Source organism: Psychrobacter sp. (genome assembly GCF_035469765.1).
Classification (GTDB): Bacteria; Pseudomonadota; Gammaproteobacteria; order Pseudomonadales; family Moraxellaceae; genus Psychrobacter.
In genome coordinates, this window is sequence record NZ_DATIRM010000279.1 from 1 (window position 1) to 2,419 (window position 2,419).

Consider the following 2,419-nt stretch of genomic DNA (forward strand, 5'->3'; position numbering starts at 1 on the left):
TTGCTGATGATGTCGCTAATGAGCAGATGGGTAAGCTTAATTTACAAGAATTTGAGTTTAGCGAGCAAGTTAGTGCCGAGTGGCACGACCCTGAGCTATACGCCAAATTGATTCGCGGTGAGAGCTTTGTTAATCCGTCAGTGACCATGCAAGTGCAGGCAGGTAAGACTGATGTCTAATAATGAACCCGTAAAACAAGGTGCACACTCACAAAGATTCACATTGCATACAGAGGCGGACACTAAGCGTTTGGCAGAGCAATTGGCGGCATTATCATTATCAGGTAGTGTCTGGCTGGCGGGTGATTTGGGTGCAGGTAAAACTACACTGACTCGCTATTGGTTGCAGGCGCTAGGGCATATAGGTGCGGTAAAGAGTCCAACTTATACCTTAGTCGAGCCTTATAGTATTGAGCAAAGTGACGGCTCAACTAACTCTGTTTATCATGCTGATTTATATCGCCTGCAAGATCCAGAAGAGCTATCTTTTATTGGCTTTGATGAATATCTAGATGAGCCAAATGCGCTGGTTATTATAGAATGGGCGAGTCGGGCAGACAGCTACTTACCACCACCAGCTATGTTTATTGATATGACTCAAAGTAACAGTTTACATAGCGATAATAAAGAATCTCGCCAAGTTGAAATACGATTGTCAAAGGTGGGACAAGCGCAAGGTCTGGACTTATCCAATCTAAAAATTTAGCCTAAAACATAAGCAAACCTCTTATTTTCAAAAAATGACATCCATTAATGCCCGACAATCATTCTAATACCCGTATTAAAAAATTATCGCCACTGCTCATTAATCAATTGGCAGCAGGTGAGGTAGTGACGCGTCCAGCGGCAGTGGTCAAAGAGCTGCTAGAAAATGCCATTGATGCTCATGCCATAGAAATTGAGGTGCGCATTACCCAAGGTGGTATGGGTATGATTGAGGTAATTGATAATGGCGTTGGAGTTCATCCCGATGATATGGTCATGGCAATCACTCGTCATGCCACCAGCAAGGTCGCCGATGTGGCTAACTTGCATGGAATTACGACGTTAGGTTTTCGCGGCGAAGCATTGGCAGCAACAGCGGCTGTTTCCCGTTTGACCTTAACCAGCAGTCATGATGACACTGGTATTGGCCGTCAGCTACAGGTCGCCGGTGTCTTAGATGACGTGCCAAAACTCATGCCGGTGGTGCATCAACGCGGCACAACCATTACCGTGAAAGATTTATATTTCAATGTACCAGCCCGCCGTGGCAATTTAAAATCTATCGCTACCGAGTTCGGTCATATCGAAACCATCGTTCGAGAGGTCGCTTTAGCACGCGCTGATGTGGCGCTGACTCTTTTTCATGATAATAAAAAACGGCTGTCGCTATCGGTAAATGCTGTAAACAACGATAACGGGAGTTGTCTGCCATTATCACGTTTGGAGCAGGCAACTGGGCTAGCACTGACTGAGCAGGCAATTGAAGTCGCCGTTGACTTATCTAGCCTGACGCAACAGCCATCTATAAGCTCTCTTTCTACTCATGCTAGTAATGGATACGCTGATAATGTAAGTACTATACAACCAGCGAGGATTGGTGGCTGGTTGTGGGCAAGCAATGATACAAATCATAGCTTACCCAAGCTTATTTATATAAATGGCAGATTGGTAAAAGAGGCATTAATCAGTAATCAGCTGCGTCAAATGGCTCAAAGCGCACAGCTGGCAGGTTTGGGTTATGCGTTGTATTTTGAATTACCGACTGAGTGGCTTAATGTTAATGTCCATCCTTCCAAACAGCGTATAAAAATCAGTCCATTGAACAATATCATGGCACATTTGAGCCATGCGCTTCGTGCAAAGCTAAGAACGCTTAACACCGAAAAGATTGTTTATCCTAAACATATGACACCAAGCCCTTATATCTCTAAAAATCATTCTGTTAATACGTCAGAACCAATAGCATCACCTGCTAACAGTACAATGCGAGGTCAGCAAGTTCAATCGCCTAAGCAAACATATCAGCTGTCAACAAATGAGGTGCTGCCCCAAAGCGTAAAAGACTTATACATTAATGAATCTATAGAGAACGATGATGATGCTGTTAATAATAAAGCTGCCGAGATACCATTTTTACCAATATGCTTAGAAGTGATTAATAGTACGACTGATTTAATCGAAGAGTCTGCTTTTACAAGTGGAATCGATGATAAAAAACTGCCTTGGTTACTATTTTATCATCAAAGACAGTGTGTACTGATTAGCGCTGAGAGATGGCAGTCAACGTTAAAATTATTGTTTGAATCACCTGTCTTTAGCGATAGCGCTTACAAAGCAGCTAATGGTTTGAGTAGTGCTACTATTAATCAGCAATTAACAAAGATTTTCACGCAGATGTCCGCACAAGATGCACAAGCTTTTGTAGCAGATATTGA

2 protein-coding genes are annotated in these 2,419 nt (G+C 43.0%); both read left to right on the top strand.

Going from position 1 to position 2,419, the window contains the following annotated elements:
* Nucleotides 1-171 precede the first annotated feature (171 nt).
* The gene (gene tsaE, locus VLN09_RS07970; RefSeq protein WP_325245345.1) at nt 172-705 is read left to right on the top strand and encodes a tRNA (adenosine(37)-N6)-threonylcarbamoyltransferase complex ATPase subunit type 1 TsaE; all 534 of its coding nucleotides are present in this window, start codon (nt 172-174) and stop codon (nt 703-705) included.
* A 47-nt stretch (nt 706-752) separates the two neighbouring features.
* The coding region (gene mutL, locus VLN09_RS07975; RefSeq protein WP_325245347.1) for a DNA mismatch repair endonuclease MutL at nt 753-2,419 on the top strand (1,667 nt) is incomplete at its 3' end.